Below are 22,009 nucleotides of genomic sequence, written 5' to 3'. Positions count from 1 at the left end.
ACGCCCATGAGCGAATACCAGTTGCCCAAGCGCCGCCGCATTTATCTGATGCGGCACGGCGACGTCACCTACTTCGACGACTCGGGTCGCGCGATCGACCCCGACACCGTGCCGCTCAACGAGAACGGCCGCACCCAGGCAAGCGCGGCGGGCGAGGCGTTCGCCTCGCAGGGCGTGCGCTTCGATCGTGTGATCGTGAGCGGCTTGCGCCGCACGGTCGAAACCGCGCAGCACGTGCTCGCGGCAACGGGCCAGTCGGTCGAACTCGAAGTGCAGCCCGCGTGGGAGGAGATTCGCGGCGGGCGCCTCGCCTCGATTACGCCCGCCGAAGTCGGCGATGCGTTCCTGCGCGTGTTCGACGGCATCGTGCCCGAAGACACGCGCTTTCTGGGCGGCGAGACCATCGGCGAGCTGCTCGACCGCGTGCTGCCGGCGCTGGGCGCGCTGCGTGACGATCCCGCATGGGACACGGCGCTGCTCGTGCTGCACGGCGGCGTGAACCGCGCGATTCTCTCGCACGCGATCACGGCGGGCGGCCGCACGTTCTTCGGCCATCTCGCGCAGGCCACGGGCTGCATCAACGCGCTCGATGTCGGCAGCGCGCCGCGCGACTGGGTCGTGCGCACGCTCAACTACGCGCCGCCCTCGCCGCTGCACAGCGAGGTCCGCAACACGACGATGGAGATGCTTTACGCGCAGTACCTGCGTTATCGACCGGGCGCGTAGCGCGCGGCGGCCCACAGGAGACACACGAGAAGGGAGACAACCATGGCGCAAGCCACCCCGGATGGAGACACGAAGGACAACGCGCAAACGCGCACCGACTACTCGGCGTTCGAAGGCACGCGCCCGGTTGCCGAGCGGCAGCGCTTCGACGCCGGCGCGCTCGCCGCCTGGCTCACGGCCCACGTGGAAGGCTTCGAGGGCCCGCTCACGGTCGAGCAGTTCGCGGGCGGCCAGTCGAACCCCACGTTCAAGCTCGTCACGCCCGGCCGCACCTACGTCATGCGCGCCAAGCCTGGCCCGAAGGCGAAGCTGCTGCCTTCGGCGCACGCGATCGAGCGCGAATACCGGGTGATGGACGCGCTGGCCGCGACCGATGTGCCCGTTGCGAAGATGCTCGCGCTCTGCGACGACGAAGCCGTGATCGGCCGCGCGTTCTATGTGATGGAGTTCGTCGAGGGCCGCGTGCTCTGGGACCAGTCGCTGCCCGGCATGACGCGCGAAGCACGCGGCGCGATCTACGACGAAATGAACCGCGTGATCGCCGCGCTCCACAACGTGAAGCCCGAGGCGGTGGGTCTTGCCGACTATGGCAAGCCCGGCAATTATTTCGCACGCCAGATCGATCGCTGGAGCCGCCAGTATCAGGCCTCCGAAACGGAGCGCATCGACGCAATGCATCACCTGATCGCGTGGCTGCCGCAGCACATGCCCGACGAAACCGGCGACGGCGGCGCGCGCGTTTCGGTCGTGCACGGCGACTACCGGCTCGACAACCTGATCTTCCACCCGAGCGAGCCGCGCGTGCTGGCCGTGCTCGACTGGGAACTCTCCACGCTCGGCGACCCGCTCGCCGACTTTTCCTATCACTGCATGGCGTGGCACGTCGATCCCGCGCAGTTCCGCGGCATCGCGGGGCTCGACTGGCAGGCGCTCGGCATTCCCGACGAAGCGCATTACGTGCAGCGCTATCAGGCGCGCACCGGTCTCGAGATTCGCGGCGACTGGAACTTCTACCTCGCATACAACATGTTCCGGATCGCGGCGATCCTTCAGGGCATCATGAAACGCGTGGTGGACGGCACGGCCGCGAGCGCCCAGGCCATCGACGCCGGCCGGCGCGCCCGACCGATGGCCGAACTCGCGTGGCGCTACGCGCAGAAGGTTCGCTGAAACTCATTCGAGCACGACGCCCTCTTCCTCTTCCTCTTCATAGTCATTGCATCGCATTGCGAGGCCACCGATGAATTTCGATTACTCCCCGAAAGTGCAGGCGCTGCGCGAGAAGCTGCTCGCGTTTTTCGACGAACATATCTATCCGAACGAAGCCGTATTCCACGAGGAAATCGAGCGCAATCGTGCGGACGGCAACCCGTGGGTGCCCACGCAAATCGTCGAGCAACTGAAGGAGAAGGCGCGCGAAGCGGGCCTGTGGAACCTGTTCCTGCCCGCCTCGGAGCGCGGCGCGGGCCTCACGAACCTCGAATACGCGCCGCTGTGCGAAATCATGGGCCGCGTGCACTGGGCGCCCGAAGTGTTCAATTGCAGCGCGCCCGACACCGGCAACATGGAGACGATCGAGCGCTACGGCAGCGAAGCGCACAAGCAGCAATGGCTCGCGCCGCTGCTGCAAGGCCAGATCCGCTCGGCGTTCCTGATGACCGAGCCCGACGTGGCCTCATCGGATGCGACCAACATCCAGACGCGCATCGAGCGCGATGGCGACGAGTACGTGATCAACGGCACGAAGTGGTGGTCCTCGGGAGCGGGCGACCCGCGCTGCGCGATCTACATCGTGATGGGCAAGACCGATCCCGACGCACCGCGCCATGCGCAGCAGTCGATGATCCTCGTGCCCTCAGACACCGCCGGCATCACCGTGCGCCGCCCGCTCACCGTATTCGGCTACGACGACGCGCCGCACGGCCACATGGAGATCAAGCTCGACAACGTGCGCGTGCCCGCCTCGAACATTCTGCTCGGCGAGGGCCGCGGCTTCGAGATCGCGCAGGGGCGGCTCGGGCCCGGCCGCATCCATCACTGCATGCGCCTGATCGGCCTGGCCGAACGCGCGCTCGAATGCATGGCGAAGCGCGCCCTCTCGCGCGTGGCGTTCGGCAAGGCGGTCGCCCAGCAAACCGTCACGCAGGAGCGCATTGCCGAGGCGCGCTGCATGATCGAGCAGGCGCGCCTGCTTACGCTCAAGACCGCGTACATGATGGACACCGTGGGCAACAAGGGCGCGCGCGGCGAAATCGCCATGATCAAGGTGGTGGCGCCGAACATGGCCTGCCAGGTGATCGACTGGGCAATCCAGGTGCACGGCGCGGCGGGCGTGAGCGGCGACTTCCCGCTGGCTTACGCGTACGCCTCGGCGCGCACACTGCGTTTCGCCGACGGCCCCGACGAAGTGCACCGCAACGCCATCGCCAAGCTCGAACTCGCGCGCTACATGGACGCGGGTGCGGCCTCGCGCGTGGAGATGCCGGTTACGCGGTCGTAAGCAGGTCAACGTGCGATTGCATCGGGCACGGCCTTCGCGTCACGCGAAGCGGCCCGATGCAATGCGAGGCGCTCGTCACGGTTGCACGGCGAGTGCCTTCACCACCATGGCCAGCGTGCGGCGCCGGATCCACCCGCTCGATAAGCGAATGGCGAACCAGTAGGGCGTCATCATCGCTCTCGTGCGCCACGATGGACAATGAACGAATGTTTCGGTCACAAGGCGTGCATTCCCCTGCCCCAACGTCGCCACGCGAAAACGCAAAACCAGTTTCGCGACATCGGGGCGCACGAGCGCCGCGAATGCGTCGGCATCGGCCACTTCTAGCAGCCCGAAATCGGGCCGCCAGAAGCGACCCGCGAGCCCGAGCGAGAGTTCGTGGTCATCGCGCTGAAGCAGCGTGAACGTGCCGAAGCCGAAGGGCTCATACGGCTTCGCGTGCCTGCGCCGGACAAGGCGATCTGGCCACTCGCGCAGATGAAGGAGCCCATTGATGACCGGATCGGAGCGCATATCGAGACTCGCGACGGCATCGATAATGTGCGCTGACGAGGCCCCGGCTACCGGCGCTTCATGGCGCTCATAAAACGTATGACTGGGCAGAAAACGTGTCAAAGGCGTCGCTTGCTCGACCATCACAGACCTTGTGCGAACCACTGTGTTTGAACGATAAACGCCATGATGCCAGTCAGCGGCGCAGAAGGAACCCATGAGGCGATTGAGGTCACTGGAGCACGCTCAGCGCCGCCCCCCGATCTATGCTAATTTGCGCCAGATCCGGCGTCGCGCCAGGTGTCGCGGCGCCCTCCCTCACTGGTGCCAAGGAGCCACGATGATCGATGTCTACAGCTGGGCCACGCCGAACGGTCACAAAGTCCATATCATGCTCGAGGAAACCGGCCTCGAGTACCGCGTGCATCCGGTCGATATTGGCGCCGGCGACCAGTTCAAGCCCGAATTCCTCGCCATCAGCCCGAACAACAAGATTCCCGCCATCACCGACTCCGAAGGCCCGCGCCGGGCAGACGGCGAGCCGTTCTCGCTGTTCGAGTCGGGCGCGATCCTGATCTATCTCGCCGCGAAAACGGGCCGCTTCATGCCCGAAGATCTCGCCGCGCGCTACGACGTGCTGCAATGGGTGATGTTCCAGATGGGCGGCCTCGGGCCGATGCTCGGCCAGGCGCACCACTTCCGCATCTACGCGCCCGAGAAGATCGACTACGCGGTCAATCGCTATACGAACGAGGCGAAGCGCCTCTACAACGTGATGGAAACGCAGCTCGAAAAGACCGAGTATCTGGCGGGCGACGAGTACACCATCGCCGACATCGCCGCGTTCCCGTGGACGCGCTCCTGGCAGAACCAGGGCGTCGATCTCGACGCGCTGCCCAACGTGAAGCGCTGGCACGAAGCGATCGCAGCGCGTCCGGCGGTCAAGCGCGGCGTCGAGGTGCTCGCGAACGCGCGCAAGCCGCTGATGGACGACAAGGCGAAGGAAATGCTGTTCGGCGCGACCCAGTACGCGAAGCACGCGGCAGGTTGATCGCCGCGCGGTAAAAACAAGGGGCGCCCGCCTTGCAGCGGAGCGCCCCTTTTTATTGCGCGCGCAACCTTCCTAGAAGTAGTGGCGCGTAATGAATTCGGCCACGCAAGCGGGCCGCTCGCCGCCCTCGCGCTCGATGCTCACATCCCACACGACCTGTACGCCTCCGCCTTCCACGTCGCTCGCTTCCTTCACCGCGATCCGCGCGCGCACCTTCGCGCCCACCGGCACCGGCTGCGTGAAGCGCACGCGATTCAGGCCGTAGTTCACGCCCATGCGCTGGCGCATATGCAGCGTCTCGCCGAGCAGCGCGGGAATGAGCGAGAGCGTGAGGAAGCCGTGCGCGATCGGGCCGCCGAACGGCGACTCGCGGCGCGCGCGTTCCGCGTCGATATGAATCCACTGGTGATCGCCCGTGGCATCGGCAAAACCCTGCACGTCCGCTTCAGTCACCACGCGCCAGCCGCTCACGAGCGCGGGCGCGCCGATCAGCGCGCGCAACGCGGCTGCGTCGGCGATCTGCATCACGTCACTTTCGCTCATGATGCGGCCCCCGGATGGCGAAGGCCGAACAGCGCCTTCGAGCGCACCGTCACGATCAGTTCGCCATGCTGGTTGTGCCCTTCCCACAGCGTTTCGACGATGCCGCGATCGGGCTTGCTCTGCGACACGCGCTTGCTCACGACCGTATTCGTCATCGTGAGCGTGTCGCCCACGCGCGTGGGCTTGAGCCAGCGGATCTCGTCGACACCGGGTGAACCCATCGACGTGGAGTCCCTCAGGAAGTTGCGCACGAGCATGCCCATCATGATCGAGCAGGTGTGCCAGCCGCTCGCGACGAGCCCGCCGAACATCGACGCTTCGCCCGCCGCTTCGCTCAGGTGGAACGGCTGCGGATCGAACTGCTCCGCGAACTGCACCACCTCGTCGCGCCCGAACGTGTGCGAACCGATCACATAGCGCTTGCCGACTTCAAGATCTTCGTAACTCAGGCCCATCCCAGACTCTCCGCTTGTATGCCGTGCTGCCACCGCGCCTCACGCCGCCCGCGCAAAGCCGGGCAGCGACGCGAAGCGCGCAAGATGATGATCGACGTCGCCAAGCGTCGTTTCGATGATCGCGAGACGCTTGAACAGGTGCGCCGCCGCGACTTCGTTGGTGACGCCCATGCCGCCGTGCAACTGCACGGCCTGCTGGCCGACGAAGCGCGCCGCCTGCCCCACGCGCACCTTCGCCGCCGAGATGGCGCGACGCCGCTCGTCGGGCGACTCGCTACTGTAACGTGCGGCGGCGAGGTACGTGAGCGAACGAGCCTGCTCCGCGTGGATCAGCATCTCCGCCATGCGGTGCTGCAATGCCTGGAAGCGCGCGATCGGCACGCCGAACTGCTGGCGCGTCTTCGTGTATTCGACGCTCGCATGGTTGAGCGCGTCCATCGCGCCCACCGCCTCCGCGCACAGCAGGAAGGTGGCGTAGTCCGCGATCTTCTCCCACGTGGCGGCGCCGGTGTGCGCGTCGCCCAGACGGCGCGCGTGCGCGTCCCTGAACGTGAGCGTCGCGGCGCGCTGACCGTCGATCGTGCGGTAGTCGCTCACCTCGACGCCCTTCGTGTCGCGAGCGACGATGAAGAGCGCCACCTCGCCAGCCAGCCGCGCCGGCACGATCCAGTAGTCGGCCTGGGCGCCGTGCTGCACGACCGACTTCGTGCCGGAGAGCGCAAAGCCGTCGCCGGTTTCCTGCGCCTGCGTATCGAGCGAGAACAGGTCGTAGCGCGCCTGCGGTTCGTGGAACGCGGCGGCGAGCTTGACCTCGCCCGAGGCGACCCGTTCGAGCAGCGCCGCGTTTTCCGCGTTGGAGGCACCGGCGAGCTTGAGCGCTTCGACGCCCACGGCGCTCGCCCAGTACGGCTCCACGACCAGCGCGCGGCCCAACTCCTGCATGACCACGAGCATGTCGAACGGCGTGCCGTCGAAACCGCCCTGCTCCGAAGGCACCGGCAAGGCCGTGAGGCCGAGTTCGACGAACGCCTTCCAGTGCTCGCTCGACACGCCCGCGGGCGACTTCACGATCGCCTGGCGTGCTTCGAAGCCGTAGTTCTTGTCGAGATAGCGACGCAGCGCGTCGGCGAGTTGCTGTTGTTCTTCGGTGAAATTGAAGTTCATTGCGCCGCTCCTCAAATCCCCAGGATCATCTGCGAGATGATGTTCTTCTGGATTTCGTTCGACCCGCCGTAGATCGACGTCTTGCGATAGTTGAAGTAGTACGCCGCGAGCGGTGCCGCGTCGTCGTCGCCGCCTGCCGCGTGGGCGCGCTCACCTTCCAGGAAGGCCGGATCGAACGGCGCCGCAAGCGGGCCGACCGCATCGACCATCAACTCGGTCAGCGCCTGCTGGATCTCGGTGCCCTTGATCTTGAGCATCGACGCCTCGGGGCCGGGGCCGCGCCCGTTGGACGCGCTCGCGATCACGCGCTCGGCCGTGACTTCCAGCGCCATCAACTCGATTTCGACGGCCGCCACGCGCGCGGCGAACACGGGATCGTCGAGCAGCGGCTTGCCGTTCTTCTTCTGCTTGAGCGCGACGCCCTTGAGGAAGGCGAGTTCGCGGTTCGAGGCGCCCACCCGGGCGATGCCCGTGCGCTCATGGCCGAGCAGATACTTCGCGTAGGTCCAGCCGCGGTTCTCCTCGCCGACGAGATTCTCGACGGGCACCTTGACGTCCTCGAAGAATACTTCGTTGACCTCATGGTCTTCGTCGAGCGTGATGATCGGGCGCACGGTGATGCCGGGCGTCTTCATGTCGACGAGGATGAACGAGATGCCTTCCTGCTTCTTCGCTGCCGGATCGGTGCGCACGAGGCAGAACATCATGTCGGCGTGCTGGCCGAGCGTGGTCCAGGTTTTCTGGCCGTTGACGACGTAGTGGTCGCCCTCGCCGCTTTTGACAAGCACGGCGCGGGTGCGCAGCGAGGCGAGATCGGAACCGGAGCCCGGCTCTGAGTAGCCCTGGCACCACCAGTCCTCACCGGACAGGATGCGCGGCAGATAGCGACGCTTTTGGGCCTCGTTGCCGTACTTCATGAGCACGGGCGCGACCATCGAAACGCCGAACGGCAGCACCATCGGCGCGCCAATGCGGCCGCACTCGGCGTCCCAGATATGGCGTTGCGTTTCGCTCCAGCCGGGGCCGCCCCATTCCACGGGCCACGCGGGCGCGGACCAGCCCTTCTTGCCGAGCAGCTTGTGCCAGCTGGCAATGTCGTCGCGCGTGAGGCGTTTGTGGTTGAGAACCTTGTCGCGCATCGCTTGAGGCAGGTTAGCCTCGAGCCAGGCGCGGATTTCGGCGCGAAACGCGTCGTCGGCGGGGGTGTAGTCCAGATCCATGCGCAGTGTCTCCTGGCCGCGGCCGGTGCGGATCGAACCCGCGCCGCGGCGAAGACCCGCGTGACGTTATTGCAGCGGACCCTTCAGCGCGGCCGGAACCGGCAGCGGCATCACATCGATGCCTTCTTCGACGAGAGCTTGCGCATCTTCCGCGGAAGCGACTCCACGAATGTTGCGCGACGGCGCTTCGTTATAGTGAATGCGCCGCGCCTCCTCGGCGAAACGGTCGCCTACGTTCTCCGTCTTCTCGAGGACCTCGCGTATCACTCGCATCGCATGCGCCTGCCACTGCTCCGCCTGATCGCGAGGCGGCGCCTTGGGCGTTTCGCTCGCGCCGGAGAGGTTCAGCCGGGGCGCGGACGGCACGCGGGTCACATGGGTGGCGCCGCACATCGGACATTCGACCAGCTTGCGGGACAGTTGCGACTCGAAGTCGTCAACCGATGCGAACCAGCCTTCAAACCGGTGGCCGTCTGGACACTGTAAATCGAGGACCTTCATGGGAATCGAGGCTTGCGTTGAGTGTAGCGCAAAACGTAAATTTGTGAACGACCGTTCGAAACAAATCTTGCGGCCAACCACCACGGATTATCGCGGGCGATCGATTGTAGCTCCGCTGGCACGGGCGCGCTGAAGGTGCTTCGGCTTCCGCTTTGCTCCATACGGTTGCCTCAATGAAAAACGGCGGCCACGCGGGCCGCCGTCTACCGGAAAATCGATGCACGCCGCGCGTGTCAGCCCTGCTCCGGCTGCGCGAGTGGCCATGCGCCCGAGAGCGCCTTTTCGAGCCAGAACGTGCCGATGATCGTTTTCACGTCGGTGATCTTGCCCGTGCGGACCCATTCGAGCAATTCGGGAACCGTCGCCGTGAAGGTTTCGAGAAACTCGCCGTCGTCGAGTTGCGCCGCGCCCGCCGTCAGGCCGCGCGCCAGATAGATGTCGATGAACTCGGTCGAGTACGAGATCACGGGGTGGATCTGCGCGAGATAGATATACTCGCGCGCCGTGTAGCCCGTCTCCTCCTTCAGTTCGCGGATCGCGCAAGCGAGCGCACCCTCCTGCGGATCGAGCTTGCCGGCCGGGAACTCCGTCATCACGCGCGCGAGCGGATAGCGGTACTGGCGCTCCATCAGCACGCGCCCATCGTCGAACAGCGGAATCACCATCACCGCGCCGGGATGCTGAACGAACTCGCGCGTGGCGTGCTTGCCGTCAGGCAGGGCCACGGTGTCGCGCTTGAGGGTCAGAAAGTTGCCCGCGTAAAGTGTCGTGCTTTCCACGCACGTCTCGGCGAGCGCCGGATCGTGTTGATGATGTTCAGCCATGTTCAGCCTCGTGGGTGCTCAAGAAGTCGGGAAATTGCGGGCGCGCCGCTTGAACGGGATTCGATCGAACGCCGCGCGCCGGCCGTCAGGCCGGGCCGCGCGCGTCACGCCGTGCGGCGTTTGACGAGATATTGCCAGGTGAAGCCGGGAAACGCGAACACGACAAAAAGACTGAAGGTGATCGCGTAGAACTGCCAGCCCTGGTCAAAGCGGTTGCCGGCGCGCGCTTCCAGCAGGAAGCCGAACGCACCGACCACACAATACAGCACGATCATTTCAGCGATGCGAATCCACGCACTCTTCTTCGGTGCGCGAAGCGGCACGACGCCGAACAATCGCTGGTTGAGGAACGGCAGGTTGGCGCCCGCGAGCGCCAACAGCACGATAAACCAGCCCGCTGCCGACATCAGAGCGGCAACGTATGCGAAACGGCCTGCAAGCAGAGCGACATCAGCGGGCCCGGAATGATGCCGAGCACGAGCACCGCCACGCCGTTGAGCGTGAGCAGCGCGCGGTTGCATGCGTGGCTCTCGATCGGCGCGGTGTCCTGCGGCGCGTCGAAGTACATCAGCTTGACGATACGCAGGTAGTAGAACGCGCCGAACAGCGACGTGATCACGGCGAGCACGGCAAGCCACGTGAGGCCCGCGTTCATGGTCGCTTCGAGCACGGCGAGCTTCGCGTAGAAGCCGACCGTCGGCGGAATGCCGGCGAGCGAGAACATCATGAGCATCATGACGAACGCGAACACCGGGCTGCGCTGGTTCAGGCCCTTGAAGTCGTCGATCGTTTCCGCCTCGAAGTCGCGGCGGGTCAGCAGCATGACGACGCCGAACGCGCCGAGCGTCGTGATCAGGTAGACGATGCTGTAGAACATGGCCGAGCTGTACGCGCTGGCCGCGCCCGTCGCCTTGTTGTCGACGATGCCGGCGAGCAGGCCGAGCAGCACGAAGCCCATGTTCGAAATGGCCGAGTACGCGAGCATCCGCTTGACGTTACGCTGCACGATACCCGTGATGTTGCCGACGATCATCGACAGCGCCGCGAGGATGATCAACATTTCCTGCCAGTCCACGGCCAGCGGAAGCAGACCCATCACGAGGAAGCGCACGGCCCAGGCGAATGCCGCGACCTTCGGGCCGCCGCCGGTGAGCAGCGTCATGGCCGTGGGCGCGCCTTGATAGACGTCGGGCACCCACATGTGGAACGGCACTGCGCCCATCTTGAACGCCACGCCCGCGACGATGAACACCACGCCGAACAGCAGGACGATATCGTTGATGTGACCGGAGGCGACGGCCTTGAACACTTCGTTCAGTTCGAGCGCACCGGTCGCACCGTACAGCATCGAGATGCCATAGAGCAGGAAGCCGGAAGCCAGCGCACCGAGCACGTAGTACTTCATCGCCGCTTCGTTCGACTGCGCCGCATCACGACGCAGTGCGATGACCGCGTAGAGCGAAAGCGACATCAGCTCGAGGCCGAGGTACAGCGTGAGGAAGTTGTTGCCCGAGATCATGCAGATCTGGCCAAGCAGCGAGAACATGCCAAGCAGGAAGAATTCGCCCCGGAACATGTCGCGGTCTTCGAGGTACTTGCGCGAGTACACGATCGACACGGCGTAGCCGAGCGTGACCACGGACTTCATCGCGCTGGCGAACGGGTCGACCACGTACATGCGCGTGAAGTAGTAGTGCACTTGCGGATCGAACGCGTTCACCGCAAACCAGATGCCGGCCACGACCGTAGTCAGCAGCGCGATGAAATAGGTCGTGCGACGGCCCGAAGGGCCGGAGAACGTGTCGTTGATCCACGCGACGACGAGGCCGGTCATCACCAGGGCGTCGGGTAGCAGAGCGTTCAAAGGGGCGTTTGGCATGATCTTTTGTTCCTCCGCTCGGTATTACTGTGACAGCGGCAGTTTCGACACTGCGACGTGGGAGAGGAGGTTTTCCACGGAAACGTGCATCACATCGGTAAAGGGCTTCGGGTAGATGCCCATGAAAAGCGTAAACAGCGCGAGCACCGCAAGAATGAAGTATTCGCGACAGTTGATGTCCTTCAGCTCGCGAACATGATCGTTCGCGATGGCGCCGAAGTACACCCGCTTGTACATCCACAACGTATAGGCCGCGCCCAGGATCAGCGTGAACGCCGCCCCGAATGCGATCCAGAAGTTGAACTTCACAGCCGCCAGGATCACCATGAATTCGCCGACGAATCCCGAGGTGCCCGGCAGGCCGCAGTTGGCCATCGCAAACAACATGGCCAGCGCGGCGAACTTCGGCATGGTGTTGACCACACCGCCGTAGTCGGCGATATCGCGCGTGTGCATGCGGTCATACAGCACCCCGATGCACAGGAACATGGCGCCCGAGACGAAGCCGTGCGAGATCATCTGGATCAGCGCGCCTTCCACGGCCAGCTGGCTCGACGGGCCGAACATAAAGAAGCCGAGCGTGACGAAGCCCATGTGGGCAATCGACGAGTACGCGACCAGCTTCTTCATGTCCGCCTGCACCATCGCCACGAGGCCGATGTAGATCACGGCGATCAGCGACAACGTAATGATGACCGGCGCCAGGTAATGACTCGCGTCCGGGGCGACCGGCAGCGAGAAACGCAGGAAACCGTATGCGCCGAGCTTCAGCATGATGGCGGCCAGCACGACCGAGCCGCCCGTAGGCGCTTCCACGTGCGCGTCCGGCAACCACGTGTGGACCGGCCACATCGGCACCTTGACGGCGAAGGCGAAGAAGAACGCGATGAACAGCAGGATCTGCGGCGTCATTGCAATCTTCGCATCCTGCCAGGTGGCGAGATCGAAGGTCCCCGTGATGCGGTACAGGTACAGCAACGCAACCAGCATGAGCAGCGAGCCGGCCAGCGTGTAAAGAAAGAACTTGAACGCGGCGTACACGCGGTTCGGGCCGCCCCACACGCCGATGATGATGTACATCGGAATGAGCGTGGCTTCGAAGAACACGTAGAACAGCAGACCGTCGGCGGCGCAGAACACGCCGATCATCAAACCGGACAGGATGAGGAACGCCGAGTAGTACTGCGCGACGTTCTTCGTGATGACCTGCCAGCCCGCGATCACGACGATCACGGTGATGAGCGCCGTGAGCACCACGAACCACATCGCAATGCCGTCGACGCCCAGGTGATACGAAATATTGAACCGCTCGATCCAGACCGACTTCTCTTCGAACTGAAGAGAAGCCGTGGTCGTATCGAAGCCCGCAACGAGCGGAAGGGTGACGAGGAAACTAAGCACCGAACCGATGAGTGCGAGCCAGCGGTCCGCACTCGGGTTCCGACGGGAACCCACTACAAGAACGATGATGCCGAATACGATCGGCATCCAGATCGCAATACTGAGAATCGGAGTTGCGTGCATGCGTTTCCTCGCCTTATTTGCCGCTGAGCGTTACAAACAGGGTAAGGAGGCCAAGCATGCCAATGATCATGGCAAATGCGTAGTGATAGATATAGCCGGATTGCAGGAAACGAATGACAGTTGCAAACCAGCCGATAAACTTGGCGCTCCCGTTCACGACGCCGTCGATCACGACGACATCGCCCTCCTTCCACAGACCGCGACCGATAGCGACCGCTCCGCGAGCGAAGACGATTTCGTTGATCTTGTCGAGGTAATACGCGTTAGACAGCAGCTTGTAGACCGGCGAGAACGTGCGCGACACCACGGCCGGCAGTTCCGGGCGCTTCATGTAGAAGAACCACGCCACCACCACACCCGCGAGTGCGAGCCATACCGGCAGACCCGAGAACGCATGCGCGCCCATCGCGGCCCAGCCCTGGAACTCCTTGCCCATTTCCGCGAGCGCTTCGTGGTTCTCGCCAATGAAGATGACGTTCTGGAACGCCACGCCATTGGAGAAGAAGTTGCCGAAGAGCAGCGGCTGGATCGCGAACGCACCGGCGATCACCGAAGGAATCGCGAGCAGGACGAGCGGCACCCAGATCACCCACGGCGACTCGTGCGGCACGTGCGCGTGGTGATCGTCGTGGCCGTGACCATGACCGTTGTGAGCCGAGTGTGCGGCTTCGATGCCCATCGGCGACTCGGGATGCTTCGGACCGCGGAAGCGCTCTTCACCGTGGAACACGAGGAAGTACATGCGGAACGAGTACAGCGCCGTGACGAACACGCTGGCCACGACGGCGAAGTAGGCGAAGCCCGAACCCGGCAGGTGCGAGAGCTTCACGGCGTCGATGATCGAGTCCTTCGAGTAGAAGCCCGAGAAGAACGGCGTGCCGATCAGCGCGAGCGAACCGACCAGCGACGTGATCCACGTAATGGGCATGTACTTGCGCAGGCCGCCCATGTTGCGCATGTCCTGGTCGTGGTGCATGCCGATGATGACCGAACCCGCGCCGAGGAACAGCAGCGCCTTGAAGAACGCGTGCGTCATCAGGTGGAAGATCGCGACCGGGTAGGCCGAGACGCCGAGCGCCACCGTCATGTAGCCGAGCTGCGACAGCGTGGAATACGCGACCACGCGCTTGATGTCGTTCTGGACGATGCCGAGGAAGCCCATGAAGAGCGCGGTAATGGCGCCGATCACGACGATGAACGAGAGCGCCGCTTCCGAAAGCTCGAACAGCGGCGACATGCGCGCGACCATGAAGATACCGGCCGTCACCATGGTTGCCGCGTGGATCAGTGCGGAGATCGGCGTCGGGCCTTCCATCGAATCGGGCAGCCACACGTGCAGCGGGAACTGCGCCGACTTGCCCATCGCGCCGATGAAGAGGCAGATACACGCAACGGTGAGCAGGTTCCACGAGGTGCCCGGGAACGTCAGCGCGGCGATTTCGTGGCCCTTCGCGAACACGTCGTTGTAGTTCAGCGAGCCGCCGTACGCGAGCAGCAGACCGATGCCGAGCAGGAAGCCGAAGTCGCCCACGCGGTTCACGAGGAACGCCTTCATGTTCGCGTAGATGGCGCTTTCACGCTTGAAGTAGAAGCCGATCAGCAGGTACGAGACGAGACCCACCGCTTCCCAGCCGAAGAACAGCTGCAAGAAGTTGTTGCTCATCACGAGCATCAGCATCGAGAACGTGAACAGCGCGATGTACGAGAAGAAGCGCTGGTAGCCCTCTTCTTCCGCCATGTAGCCGATCGTGTAGATGTGCACCATCAGCGACACGAAGGTCACGATGACCATCATGAGCGCCGTCAACGAGTCGATGAGGAAGCCGACTTCGAACTTCAGGCCGCCAACCGACATCCATTCGTAGACCGTTGCGTTGAAGCTCGCGCCGCCCATCACGTCGAGCAACGTGATGCACGAAAGCACGAACGCAATCGCTACGCCCAGAATGGTCACCGTATGCGCGCCCGCGCGCCCGACCGTCTTGCCGAACAAACCGGCAATGAGAGATCCGGCGAGTGGCGCCAGCGGGATCGCCAGCAATAAGGATTCGTTGAGTGTTGTTGCCATAGCAGCCTGCCTTAGCCTTTGAGCTGATCGAGGTCCTCGACGTTGATCGTGTCGAGGCTGCGGAACAGAGTCACAAGAATAGCCAGACCAATCGCGGCTTCCGCTGCCGCAACAGTTAGCACGAAGAACACGAAAATCTGTCCGTGAACGTCACCGAGATAATGCGAGAACGCGACGAAATTCGTGTTCACCGCCAACAGCATCAGCTCAATCGCCATCAGGATGATGATGACGTTGCGCCGATTGAGAAAAATGCCAACGATCGAGATCGCAAAGAGGATCGCGCCGAGGACGAGGTAATGGGCCAGTGTCAGCATGGTTCGCTCCTTCGCGCTTAGCTCTTCGTTGCCGGTGCAGCCGGTGCGGCGGCCGCCGCGGGTGCAGCGCCGGCTTCGGCTTGCGCCGGTTCCGCCGGCTCCGGCACTTCCACGACGGCCTGCATCTTCACGAGGCGCACGCGGTCCTGGCGACGCACGCTGACCTGCTTCGACACGTCCTGGCGCTTCGAGTCCTTCGGCTCGCGCACGGTCAGCGCGATGGCCGCGACGATCGCCACCAGCAGCACGAGGCCGGCGACTTCGAAGGCAAAGATGTAGTCGGTATAGATGATCTTGCCGATCAGGTGCGCGTTCGAGATCGCGGCGGCGGCAGCCGGCGTGGTGTCGGGCACCGGCGTGCTCGTCGCACCGTAGCCGTGCCACAGGATCAGCGCGGTTTCGATCACGATGATCGCGCCCACGATGGTCGCCACCGGGATGAAGCGCTTGAAGTCGCGGCTCAGCACGTCGATGTTGATATCCAGCATCATCACCACGAACAGGAACAGCACCATCACCGCGCCCACGTAGACGAGCACCAGCAGGATCGCAAGGAATTCGGCCTCGAGCAGCATCCAGATCGCGGCCGCGTTGAAGAACGCGAGCACGAGGAAGAGCGCAGACGAGACAGGATTGCGCGAGGTGATCACCTTCAGCCCTGACAGCGTGAGCAGCAGCGCGAAGATGTAAAACAGGACGGTCGTGAATTCCATGATTACTGGTTCATCGTTGAGGCCTTCGTGAGGCGGATTGCGCGGCGCAAACTGGCGGCCAGACCAGTGAGCGTCGCGCCGCGGCGGTCAGGCTGAGGTCATGCGCGGCCCATCTGGCACACGCGTTCCCAACAGCCGGCCCGAACCGCGGGCCGATGCAGCGTCAAACTGAAAGATCAACGGTACGGTGCATCCGCTGCCTTGTTCGCCGCGATCTGCGTTTCATAGCGATCGCCAACGGCCAGCAGCATATCCTTCGTGAAATACAGGTCGCCGCGCTTCTCGCCGTGATACTCGAGAATGTGCGTTTCGACGATCGAGTCGACCGGGCAGCTCTCTTCGCAGAAACCGCAGAAGATGCACTTGGTCAGGTCGATGTCGTAACGCGTCGTGCGGCGCGTGTTGTCCTCGCGCACTTCCGATTCGATCGTGATCGCGAGCGCGGGGCACACGGCCTCGCACAGCTTGCACGCGATGCAGCGCTCTTCGCCATTTTCATAGCGGCGCAGCGCGTGCAAACCGCGAAAACGCGGGGAAATGGGCGTCTTTTCTTCCGGGAACTGCACGGTGAACTTGCGCTTGAAGGCGTAACGACCCGTCAGCGCGAGCCCCTTGAGCAGCTCGGTCAGAAAAAACGTCTTGAAGAAGCTTTGGATAGCGTTCATGGTTGTGTTCGCCCCTTATTTCCAGATGCTCAACGGCGACATGTACCAGAAGCCGACCACGATCAGCCACACGATGCACACCGGAATGAACACCTTCCAGCCCAGACGCATGATCTGGTCATAGCGATAGCGCGGGAACGTCGCGCGGGCCCAGATGAAGACCGACAGCAGGCAGAAGACCTTCAGCACCAGCCAGAACACGCCCGGGATGAAGTCGAGGAACCCGAACGGGGCGCTCCAGCCGCCAAGGAACAGCACCGAAGCAAGCGCCGAGATCACGATCATGTTGATGTACTCGGCGAGGAAGAACAGCGCGAACGCCATACCCGAGTAATCGACCATGTGACCCGCGACGATTTCCGACTCCCCTTCCACCACATCGAACGGGTGACGGTTCGTTTCGGCAATGCCCGAGATGAAGTAGACGACGAACATCGGCAGCAGCGGCAGCCAGTTCCACGAGAGGAACGTGATGCCCCAGTTCGCGAACATGCCGCGCATCTGGCCTTCAACGATCACGGAAAGATTCAGGCTGCCCGACACCATCAGCACGACGACAAGCGCGAAGCCCATCGAAATTTCGTACGACACCATCTGCGCCGCGGCGCGCATCGCGCCGAGGAACGCGTACTTCGAGTTCGAGGCCCAACCCGCCAGAATCACGCCGTACACGCCGATCGACGAGATCGCCATCGCGTAGAGCAGGCCCGCGTTGATGTCGCCGAGCACCGCGCCCGCCTGGAACGGAATCACCGCCCAGACCGCGAAGGCCGGCACCACCACCATGATCGGCGCGACCATGTAGATCCAGCGGCTCGCCTGCGCGGGCTGGATGACTTCCTTGAGGAGCAGCTTCAGCACGTCGGCGATCGGCTGCAAGAGACCGGCGGGACCGACGCGGTTCGGACCGAGACGCACGTGCATCCAGCCGATCAGCTTGCGCTCCCACAGGATCAGGTACGCGACGCACAGCAGGATCACCACCGCGACGACGAGAATGCGCACCAGCGCCCACACGGTGGGCCAGGCCACGCCGAGCAGCTGGCTGCCGCCCGCATTGATCGTATCGAACAAGCTCATTTACGCCTTCTCCACCAGCAGTTCACCGAACAGGCTGCCGAGTTGCGCACCGGCCGGCGTCGCCGCCGACACGCGCACCACCGTCGGCGCAAGATTCGCATCGCGCGTTGCCGGCGCGCTCACCGAGAGTTCGCCCTGGCGCACGCGCACGGCGTCGCCTTCCTTCAGCCCGAGTTCGTCGAAATACGCGGCGGGCAGGCCGACGGCGTTCGCCACGCGGGCGGCCATCGTGAGTTGCAGCGCTTCGCCGCGGCGCACGATCGGGTCGGCGTGATAGATGGGCACGTCGGCAATACGCTCGAAGCGGCCTGCGGCTGCCTTGGCGAGGCTGCCGCGGGCGATCGTGGCGCTCGCCTTGTTCGACAGGCGGCCTTCGAAGCTGCCGTCGCCAAGCGCCTTGCGGCGCACTTCTTCGGCGGTGTCGTATTCGAAGCCGGGGGCGCCGAGCAGCGTGCCCAGCACGCGCAGGACCTTCCAGGCCGGACGCGCTTCGCCGAGCGGGCGCACGACGCCGTTGAAGGTCTGAGCCGTGCCTTCGGCGTTGACGAAGGTGCCCGACGTTTCCGTGAACGGCGCGATCGGCAGCAGCACGTCCGCGTAGTCGAGGCCCGTCTTGTACGGCGAGAACACGGCGACCATTTCGGCCTGCGCGAGCGCGGCGCGTGCGGCGGCCGGGTTCGCGGTGTCGAATTCCGGCTCGACGTTGAACAGCAGATAGCCCTTGCGCGGCTGCTCGAACGCTTCGCGCGCATTCAGGCCGTCGCGGCCCGGCAGTGCGCCCGCGAGGTGCGCGCCAACCGTGTTGGCCGCTTCCGTGAGGAAGCCGAGGCTTGCGCCCGTCGTTTCGGCGATGAACTGCGCGGCTGCGTGCAGACGCGAGAATTCCGGATGCTGAACCACGGCGTTGCCGAGCAGCACGAAGCGGCGCTCGCCGCTCGCAAGCGATGCGGCAACCTGTTTCGCGGCTTCGCTGGCCTGGGCGCCCGCGAAGCCTTCCGGCACCGCAACGCCCTTCGCTTCGGCAACCGCCGCCGCGATCGAGGCCAGTTCGTCGAGCCATGCCGAAGGCGCGGCGACGATGCGTTGCGCGTTCGGGATCAGCGAACCGTCGGCGGTCGCGTTCAGGAACGTGACCTGTGCCCCGCCCTTCGCGGCCTGGCGCAGGCGTGCGGCAAACAGCGCGTGATCGCGGCGCAGGAACGAGCCGATCACGAACGCCGAGTCGGCGTACGAAAGGTCGGCGATCTTCGTGCCGAGCCACGGCGCGCCTTCCAGCGGCGCGGAGAAGTCGCTCTGACGCAGGCGGAAGTCGACATTCGGCGTGCCGATCGCGTCTGCGAACTGCTTCGCGAGATAGAGTTCTTCGGTCGTGCTGTGCGGGCTCGCGAGCAGCGCGAGCTGGCTCTCGCCGTGTTCGTCGCTAATGCCCTTGATGCCCTTCACGACGTAGTCGAGCGCGGTCTGCCAGTCGGTTTCCACCCACTGGCCGCCCTGCTTGATCATCGGGCGCGTGAGACGGTCTTCGGCGTTCAGGCCTTCGTACGAGAAACGGTCCTTGTCCGAGATCCAGCATTCGTTGATGGATTCGTTCTCGAACGGCAGCACGCGCATCACGCGGTTGTTCTTCACCTGAACGACGAGGTTCGCACCCGTTGCGTCGTGCGGGCTCACCGACTTGCGGCGCGACAGTTCCCACGTACGCGCCGAGAAGCGGAACGGCTTGCTCGTGAGCGCGCCGACCGGGCACAGGTCGATCATGTTGCCCGAGAGCTCCGAGTCGACCGTCTTGCCGACGAACGAGGTGATTTCCGAGTGCTCGCCGCGACCGAGCATGCCGAGCTCCATCACGCCGGCGATTTCGTCGCCGAAGCGCACACAGCGCGTGCAGTGGATGCAGCGCGACATCTCTTCCATCGAGATGAGCGGACCGACGTTCTTGTGGAACACCACGCGCTTTTCTTCGCTGTAGCGCGAAGCGGACTTGCCGTAACCGACGGCCAGATCCTGAAGCTGGCATTCGCCGCCCTGATCGCAGATCGGGCAGTCGAGCGGGTGGTTGATCAGCAGGAACTCCATCACGGCTTGCTGACCCTGCACGGCCTTGTCCGACATGGTGCGCACGACCATGCCTTGCGACACCGGCGTCGCGCACGCGGGCACGGCCTTCGGCATCTTCTCGACATCGACGAGACACATCCGGCAGTTGGCCGCGATCGACAGCTTCTTGTGATAGCAGAAGTGCGGAATGTACGTGTCCACCCGCTGCGCAGCCTGGATCACCATGCTGCCCTCGGGCACATGCACCTTCTTGCCGTCTATTTCAAGTTCAACCATGATGGTTAATCGTCCCTAACCTGTTACCGCTCAATTTCACAGCGGCATTCCCCGTCACATCGCCGTTGCGTCGTGCTACGCGGTTCGCACACAACGCGCTGTCCTTCGCCCTTTAGGCAGCCACCGTTTCCGAGGCCGCGTGCGAGCCGGCATGACCGCCGACGAGACAACGCTTGTTGTGCACGTGATATTCGAATTCGTCCCAATAGTGCTTGAGCATGCCGCGCACCGGCATGGCCGCCGCGTCGCCCAGCGCGCAGATCGTACGGCCCATGATGTTGCCCGCCACCGAATTCAGCAGGTCCAGGTCTTCCTGGCGGCCCTCGCCGTGCTCGATGCGGTTCACCACGCGATACAGCCAGCCCGTGCCTTCGCGGCACGGCGTGCACTGGCCGCACGACTCTTCGTAGTAGAAGTACGAGAGACGCAGCAGCGAACGCACCATGCAGCGCGTTTCGTCCATAACGATGACCGCGCCCGAGCCGAGCATCGAGCCCTGCTTGGCGATGGAGTCATAGTCCATGTCCGTCTGCATCATCAGGTCGCCCGGAATGACCGGCGCCGACGAGCCGCCCGGAATCACGGCCTTCAGTTTCTTGCCGCCGCGCACGCCGCCTGCGAGCTCCATGAGCTTCGCGAACGGGGTGCCGAGCGGAATCTCGTAGTTGCCCGGACGCTCCACGTCGCCCGACACCGAGAAAATCTTCGTGCCGCCGTTGTTCGGCTTGCCGAGTTCCATATACGTCTGCGGACCCACGGTCAGCAGGAACGGCACCGCGGCGAACGTTTCGGTGTTGTTGATCGTGGTGGGCTTGCCGTACACGCCGAAGCTCGCCGGGAACGGCGGCTTGAAGCGCGGCTGGCCCTTCTTGCCTTCGAGCGACTCGAGCAGCGCGGTTTCCTCGCCGCAGATGTACGCGCCATAGCCATGGTGAGCGTGCAACTGGAACGAGAAGTCCGTGCCGAGAATGTTGTCGCCGAGGTAACCCGCCTGGCGCGCTTCTTCCAGCGCCGCCTCGAAGCGGCGATACACCTCGAAGATTTCGCCGTGGATGTAGTTGTAGCCCACGGTGATGCCCATGGCGTACGCGCCGATGGCCATGCCTTCGATCACGCTATGCGGATTCCAGCGCAGGATGTCGCGGTCCTTGAACGTGCCCGGCTCGCCCTCGTCCGAGTTGCAGACGAGATACTTCTGCCCCGGGAACTGACGCGGCATGAAGCTCCACTTCAGGCCGGTCGGAAAGCCTGCGCCGCCTCGGCCGCGCAGGCCGCCGGCCTTCACGTCGGCGATCACCTGCTCGGGCGGAATCTTTTCTTCGAGGATACGGCGCAGCTGCTTGTAGCCGCCGCGCGCGACGTAGTCTTCGAGATGCCAGTTCTCGCCGTTCAGGCCCGCGAGAATCAGGGGTTTGATGTGACGGTCGTGCAACGAAGTCATTTCGAAAGCTCCTCGAGCAGCTGGTCGATCTTCTCGCGGCTCATGAAGCTGCACATGCGGTGATTGTTCACGAGCATCACCGGTGCGTCGCCGCACGCGCCCATGCACTCACCTTCCTTCAAGGTGAACTTGCCATCGGGCGTGGTTTCGCCGAAGTCGATACCGAGCTTCTGCTTCAGGTAGTCGGCGGCGCTCTCCGAGCCGCCATCCGGGCCGAGCTGGCACGGCAGATTCGTGCAGAGCGTGATCTTGTGCTTGCCGACCGGCTTCGTCTCGAACATCGTGTAGAACGTGGCGACTTCCTGGACCGCGACAGGCGGCATGCCGATGTAGTCGGCCACGAACTGCATGATTTCGGGGGACAGCCAGCCCTGCTCTTCTTGAGCCACGGCCAAAGCCGCCATCACGGCGGACTGTCGCTGATCGGCGGGGTACTTCGTCAACGCGCGATCGATTTCTTTCAGGCCTTCAGCTGAGATCATTTTCAGACACGACTCTTTCAATTCCTACCG

22 protein-coding genes are annotated in these 22,009 nt (G+C 64.0%); 4 read left to right on the top strand and 18 right to left on the bottom strand.

Annotated elements, in window-relative coordinates; genetic code table 11:
• Window positions 1-6 precede the first annotated feature (6 nt).
• The 3 genes from C7402_RS33400 to C7402_RS33390 all read left to right on the top strand — a co-directional run bounded on the left by C7402_RS33400 (window position 7) and on the right by C7402_RS33390 (window position 3,226).
• Window positions 7-726: a histidine phosphatase family protein gene (locus C7402_RS33400; RefSeq protein ID WP_116613671.1), complete on the top strand. Its 720-nt coding sequence runs from the start codon at window positions 7-9 to the stop codon at window positions 724-726.
• 42 nt (window positions 727-768) lie between these two features.
• Window positions 769-1,896 carry a phosphotransferase gene (locus C7402_RS33395; RefSeq protein ID WP_116613670.1) on the top strand — a complete coding sequence of 376 codons (1,128 nt, stop codon included), beginning with the start codon at window positions 769-771 and terminating at the stop codon, window positions 1,894-1,896.
• 70 nt (window positions 1,897-1,966) lie between these two features.
• A complete protein-coding gene (locus C7402_RS33390; RefSeq protein WP_112174247.1) occupies window positions 1,967-3,226 on the top strand; it encodes an acyl-CoA dehydrogenase in 1,260 nt (419 codons plus the stop codon).
• A gap of 75 nt (window positions 3,227-3,301) precedes the next feature.
• Here C7402_RS33390 and C7402_RS33385 read toward each other — a convergent pair whose 3' ends face one another.
• The gene (locus C7402_RS33385) at window positions 3,302-3,862 is read right to left on the bottom strand and encodes a hypothetical protein (RefSeq protein ID WP_116613669.1); all 561 of its coding nucleotides are present in this window, start codon (window positions 3,860-3,862) and stop codon (window positions 3,302-3,304) included.
• 196 nt (window positions 3,863-4,058) lie between these two features.
• Between C7402_RS33385 and C7402_RS33380 the strand changes: the two genes are divergently transcribed.
• Window positions 4,059-4,769, top strand: a complete 711-nt coding sequence (locus C7402_RS33380; protein ID WP_112174249.1) for a glutathione binding-like protein — start codon at window positions 4,059-4,061, stop codon at window positions 4,767-4,769.
• A 72-nt stretch (window positions 4,770-4,841) separates the two neighbouring features.
• On the opposite strand, the gene C7402_RS33375 is transcribed toward C7402_RS33380, so the two are convergent.
• The 17 genes from C7402_RS33375 to nuoE form a co-directional block, all read right to left on the bottom strand.
• Window positions 4,842-5,312 carry a MaoC family dehydratase gene (locus C7402_RS33375; protein ID WP_112174250.1) on the bottom strand — a complete coding sequence of 157 codons (471 nt, stop codon included), beginning with the start codon at window positions 5,310-5,312 and terminating at the stop codon, window positions 4,842-4,844.
• Window positions 5,309-5,767, bottom strand: a complete 459-nt coding sequence (locus C7402_RS33370) for a MaoC family dehydratase (RefSeq protein WP_112174251.1) — start codon at window positions 5,765-5,767, stop codon at window positions 5,309-5,311. Before C7402_RS33370 ends, C7402_RS33375 begins: the two co-directional genes overlap by 4 nt.
• Window positions 5,768-5,806: 39 nt before the next feature.
• Window positions 5,807-6,931: an acyl-CoA dehydrogenase family protein gene (locus C7402_RS33365; RefSeq protein ID WP_112174252.1), complete on the bottom strand. Its 1,125-nt coding sequence runs from the start codon at window positions 6,929-6,931 to the stop codon at window positions 5,807-5,809.
• A gap of 11 nt (window positions 6,932-6,942) precedes the next feature.
• A complete protein-coding gene (locus tag C7402_RS33360; RefSeq protein WP_112174253.1) occupies window positions 6,943-8,151 on the bottom strand; it encodes an acyl-CoA dehydrogenase family protein in 1,209 nt (402 codons plus the stop codon).
• 66 nt (window positions 8,152-8,217) lie between these two features.
• Window positions 8,218-8,652 (bottom strand): DUF1178 family protein, encoded by a 435-nt coding sequence (locus tag C7402_RS33355; RefSeq protein ID WP_116613668.1) that lies wholly within the window; start codon window positions 8,650-8,652, stop codon window positions 8,218-8,220.
• Window positions 8,653-8,885: 233 nt separating this feature from the next.
• Window positions 8,886-9,476, bottom strand: coding sequence for an NUDIX domain-containing protein (locus tag C7402_RS33350; protein ID WP_116613667.1), 591 nt, complete (start codon window positions 9,474-9,476; stop codon window positions 8,886-8,888).
• Between the two features lie 104 nt (window positions 9,477-9,580).
• The gene (locus tag C7402_RS33345; RefSeq protein ID WP_112174256.1) at window positions 9,581-9,883 is read right to left on the bottom strand and encodes a DUF2818 family protein; all 303 of its coding nucleotides are present in this window, start codon (window positions 9,881-9,883) and stop codon (window positions 9,581-9,583) included.
• Window positions 9,883-11,355, bottom strand: coding sequence for an NADH-quinone oxidoreductase subunit NuoN (gene nuoN, locus C7402_RS33340; RefSeq protein ID WP_112174257.1), 1,473 nt, complete (start codon window positions 11,353-11,355; stop codon window positions 9,883-9,885). The genes C7402_RS33345 and nuoN overlap by 1 nt, the downstream gene beginning before the upstream one ends.
• 24 nt (window positions 11,356-11,379) lie before the next feature.
• The gene (locus tag C7402_RS33335; RefSeq protein ID WP_112174258.1) at window positions 11,380-12,879 is read right to left on the bottom strand and encodes an NADH-quinone oxidoreductase subunit M; all 1,500 of its coding nucleotides are present in this window, start codon (window positions 12,877-12,879) and stop codon (window positions 11,380-11,382) included.
• 13 nt (window positions 12,880-12,892) lie between these two features.
• Window positions 12,893-14,947: an NADH-quinone oxidoreductase subunit L gene (gene nuoL, locus C7402_RS33330; RefSeq protein ID WP_112174259.1), complete on the bottom strand. Its 2,055-nt coding sequence runs from the start codon at window positions 14,945-14,947 to the stop codon at window positions 12,893-12,895.
• Window positions 14,948-14,958: 11 nt separating this feature from the next.
• Window positions 14,959-15,264 carry an NADH-quinone oxidoreductase subunit NuoK gene (gene nuoK / locus C7402_RS33325; protein ID WP_006052894.1) on the bottom strand — a complete coding sequence of 102 codons (306 nt, stop codon included), beginning with the start codon at window positions 15,262-15,264 and terminating at the stop codon, window positions 14,959-14,961.
• 17 nt (window positions 15,265-15,281) lie between these two features.
• Window positions 15,282-15,977 (bottom strand): NADH-quinone oxidoreductase subunit J, encoded by a 696-nt coding sequence (locus tag C7402_RS33320; protein ID WP_116613666.1) that lies wholly within the window; start codon window positions 15,975-15,977, stop codon window positions 15,282-15,284.
• A 176-nt stretch (window positions 15,978-16,153) separates the two neighbouring features.
• Complete coding sequence (nuoI, locus tag C7402_RS33315) at window positions 16,154-16,642, bottom strand: NADH-quinone oxidoreductase subunit NuoI (protein ID WP_112174261.1); 489 nt, start codon at window positions 16,640-16,642, stop codon at window positions 16,154-16,156.
• 15 nt (window positions 16,643-16,657) lie between these two features.
• Window positions 16,658-17,722: an NADH-quinone oxidoreductase subunit NuoH gene (nuoH, locus tag C7402_RS33310; protein WP_112174262.1), complete on the bottom strand. Its 1,065-nt coding sequence runs from the start codon at window positions 17,720-17,722 to the stop codon at window positions 16,658-16,660.
• On the bottom strand, window positions 17,723-20,056 hold the full coding sequence (gene nuoG / locus C7402_RS33305; RefSeq protein WP_112174263.1) for an NADH-quinone oxidoreductase subunit NuoG: 2,334 nt from the start codon (window positions 20,054-20,056) through the stop codon (window positions 17,723-17,725).
• A 112-nt stretch (window positions 20,057-20,168) separates the two neighbouring features.
• Window positions 20,169-21,497: an NADH-quinone oxidoreductase subunit NuoF gene (nuoF, locus tag C7402_RS33300; RefSeq protein ID WP_112174264.1), complete on the bottom strand. Its 1,329-nt coding sequence runs from the start codon at window positions 21,495-21,497 to the stop codon at window positions 20,169-20,171.
• A complete protein-coding gene (nuoE, locus tag C7402_RS33295; protein WP_112174265.1) occupies window positions 21,494-21,979 on the bottom strand; it encodes an NADH-quinone oxidoreductase subunit NuoE in 486 nt (161 codons plus the stop codon). Before nuoE ends, nuoF begins: the two co-directional genes overlap by 4 nt.
• Window positions 21,980-22,009 lie beyond the last annotated feature (30 nt).

This window comes from Paraburkholderia unamae (genome assembly GCF_003096875.1).
Lineage (GTDB): Bacteria > Pseudomonadota > Gammaproteobacteria > Burkholderiales > Burkholderiaceae > Paraburkholderia > Paraburkholderia unamae.
The sequence above is the reverse complement of the archived record's forward strand: the minus strand, read 5'-3'. Positions and strand labels throughout refer to the sequence as shown.

Coding starts and splice junctions, on each gene's coding strand:
- C7402_RS33400 (WP_116613671.1), top strand. CDS start 7: ATGAGCGAATACCAGTTGCCCAAGCGCCGCCGCATTTATCTGATGCGG.
- C7402_RS33395 (WP_116613670.1), top strand. CDS start 769: ATGGCGCAAGCCACCCCGGATGGAGACACGAAGGACAACGCGCAAACG.
- C7402_RS33390 (WP_112174247.1), top strand. CDS start 1,967: ATGAATTTCGATTACTCCCCGAAAGTGCAGGCGCTGCGCGAGAAGCTG.
- C7402_RS33385 (WP_116613669.1), bottom strand. CDS start 3,862: ATGGTCGAGCAAGCGACGCCTTTGACACGTTTTCTGCCCAGTCATACG.
- C7402_RS33380 (WP_112174249.1), top strand. CDS start 4,059: ATGATCGATGTCTACAGCTGGGCCACGCCGAACGGTCACAAAGTCCAT.
- C7402_RS33375 (WP_112174250.1), bottom strand. CDS start 5,312: ATGAGCGAAAGTGACGTGATGCAGATCGCCGACGCAGCCGCGTTGCGC.
- C7402_RS33370 (WP_112174251.1), bottom strand. CDS start 5,767: ATGGGCCTGAGTTACGAAGATCTTGAAGTCGGCAAGCGCTATGTGATC.
- C7402_RS33365 (WP_112174252.1), bottom strand. CDS start 6,931: ATGAACTTCAATTTCACCGAAGAACAACAGCAACTCGCCGACGCGCTG.
- C7402_RS33360 (WP_112174253.1), bottom strand. CDS start 8,151: ATGGATCTGGACTACACCCCCGCCGACGACGCGTTTCGCGCCGAAATC.
- C7402_RS33355 (WP_116613668.1), bottom strand. CDS start 8,652: ATGAAGGTCCTCGATTTACAGTGTCCAGACGGCCACCGGTTTGAAGGC.
- C7402_RS33350 (WP_116613667.1), bottom strand. CDS start 9,476: ATGGCTGAACATCATCAACACGATCCGGCGCTCGCCGAGACGTGCGTG.
- C7402_RS33345 (WP_112174256.1), bottom strand. CDS start 9,883: ATGTCGGCAGCGGGCTGGTTTATCGTGCTGTTGGCGCTCGCGGGCGCC.
- nuoN (WP_112174257.1), bottom strand. CDS start 11,355: ATGCCAAACGCCCCTTTGAACGCTCTGCTACCCGACGCCCTGGTGATG.
- C7402_RS33335 (WP_112174258.1), bottom strand. CDS start 12,879: ATGCACGCAACTCCGATTCTCAGTATTGCGATCTGGATGCCGATCGTA.
- nuoL (WP_112174259.1), bottom strand. CDS start 14,947: ATGGCAACAACACTCAACGAATCCTTATTGCTGGCGATCCCGCTGGCG.
- nuoK (WP_006052894.1), bottom strand. CDS start 15,264: ATGCTGACACTGGCCCATTACCTCGTCCTCGGCGCGATCCTCTTTGCG.
- C7402_RS33320 (WP_116613666.1), bottom strand. CDS start 15,977: ATGGAATTCACGACCGTCCTGTTTTACATCTTCGCGCTGCTGCTCACG.
- nuoI (WP_112174261.1), bottom strand. CDS start 16,642: ATGAACGCTATCCAAAGCTTCTTCAAGACGTTTTTTCTGACCGAGCTG.
- nuoH (WP_112174262.1), bottom strand. CDS start 17,722: ATGAGCTTGTTCGATACGATCAATGCGGGCGGCAGCCAGCTGCTCGGC.
- nuoG (WP_112174263.1), bottom strand. CDS start 20,056: ATGGTTGAACTTGAAATAGACGGCAAGAAGGTGCATGTGCCCGAGGGC.
- nuoF (WP_112174264.1), bottom strand. CDS start 21,497: ATGACTTCGTTGCACGACCGTCACATCAAACCCCTGATTCTCGCGGGC.
- nuoE (WP_112174265.1), bottom strand. CDS start 21,979: ATGATCTCAGCTGAAGGCCTGAAAGAAATCGATCGCGCGTTGACGAAG.